General features: G+C 50.2%; 1 protein-coding gene. It reads left to right on the top strand.

Translation table 11 applies throughout. The features are described from left to right. A partial coding sequence (locus AACY52_RS31050) for an RHS repeat-associated core domain-containing protein (protein ID WP_339561502.1) occupies nucleotides 1-456 on the top strand: 456 nt, incomplete at both ends.

Below are 456 nucleotides of genomic sequence, written 5' to 3'. Positions count from 1 at the left end.
GAAAGCGGGCTGCACTACAACCGCCATCGCTACTACAATCCGGATCTAGGTCGTTACCTGACACCCGATCCGGTGAAATTGGCGGGTGGGAGTAACGCCTACCTATACGTGCCTAACCCGACCGGATGGGCAGATCCACTAGGCTTGAATTCTTGTCCAGGTGGCGAAAAGTGCAAACCGAAGATTGAAGCTGAAGAACCAGAAACTAAGGCAAAAGCCAATTATGGGGAGTCACTCCCGACCACCACCTCAAATATCCCGCCTGAAATGGGATATCACAAAGAAACCTATGCCAACAAACCAGTTAAACCGGAAGAAACCACCCGAAAGTGGGATGAATTTCTAGGGCCACATCCCCACACGAACACCAACCCACGAACTGGAAAACCTGATCGCGACAGGATAGTTTCTAGTGACGCAAAAAGAAGTATTCGCTATGGCTCGCACGAAATGAAC

It is taken from the genome of Pseudomonas sp. EA_65y_Pfl1_P113 (genome assembly GCF_963970525.1).
Classification (GTDB): domain Bacteria; phylum Pseudomonadota; class Gammaproteobacteria; order Pseudomonadales; family Pseudomonadaceae; genus Aquipseudomonas; species Aquipseudomonas tritici.
Note: the sequence above shows the minus strand (reverse complement) of the source record. Positions and strands in the feature narration are given on the sequence as shown.